This window comes from Desulfurellaceae bacterium (genome assembly GCA_021296095.1).
Taxonomy (GTDB): domain Bacteria; phylum Desulfobacterota; class Binatia; order Bin18; family Bin18; genus JAAXHF01.
In genome coordinates this window covers 707-1,552 of record JAGWBB010000089.1, presented here as the reverse complement: position 1 = coordinate 1,552, position 846 = coordinate 707, and the positions used below count along the sequence as shown (strand labels likewise).

The following is an 846-nucleotide window of genomic DNA, read 5'->3' as shown; positions in this document are numbered from 1 at the left end:
ACACCCGACGGACATAGGCCGGGTCCATGTCCAGAGCGCCGATCACCGTGAGCCGCCAGTCAGCCCGGGGCAGACCGGCCAGGGCCTCAATCAGCACGTGCAGGCCCTTACGCGGAATCAGGTTGCCGATAAACAGCACCCGTAGCGCGCCGGGCTGCTCGGCCCGGGCAGCGATGGCGTCGGTGCTCAGCGTAGGCCGGAGATGATCACAACCGGGATAGGCCACCACACTCGGACACCCCGGCCCGATCAGAGCTTCGACCTGACGGCCGGTCGTTTTGCTGTTGAAAATCAGCCCGTCGAGGGTCTGCAAGTAGCGCTGTTCCACCCAGCGGTAGAAACGATTCTGCCAGGCCGGCCGCGCCTCGCTCGAACGCAGCAGGTGGACAATGCTGACCAGCGGGTAGCTGACCCGCGGCTTCAGCCGGCGGTTGAGCCACCACACCGACGGATGGTTCAGCTCGTCCTGAATCAGCACATCGCACGAGGCCCGACACAGGCGCCGAAAAAAAGCGGCCGAGACATTATCGCTCAGGTGACGCCCATACGTCCGCCACGGCAGGCTGATGACCTCGACCTCATCCCCCTCACGACGCAGATAGTCGACCAGCAGACGGTCGTATAGAAAACCGCCGGTCAGAATATCCAGACTGCCGTAAATCAGGAGCCCGACCCGCACTACACGTCCTGTCGATACGACGCCCAGGCGTTCTCGTGCTCCCACAGGATGACCGTGATGGCCGTCAGGGTCGGCGCCTGTAAGCGTTCGGCCAGCGCCCGGCAGAAGATGTGGGCAAAGCGCTCAATGCTGGGATTGAGGCCCTCGAACTCGGGCTTTTCGTTCAG

Annotated in this window: 2 protein-coding genes; both read right to left on the bottom strand. The window is 63.6% G+C overall.

The window, feature by feature from the left end; all coding sequences use genetic code 11:
- Positions 1–679 (bottom strand): glycosyltransferase (locus J4F42_18005; GenBank protein ID MCE2487413.1); only part of this gene is annotated, 679 nt, incomplete at its 3' end.
- On the bottom strand, positions 679–846 hold a 168-nt coding region (locus tag J4F42_18000), incomplete at its 5' end, for a 6-carboxytetrahydropterin synthase (protein MCE2487412.1). The genes J4F42_18005 and J4F42_18000, both read right to left, overlap by 1 nt.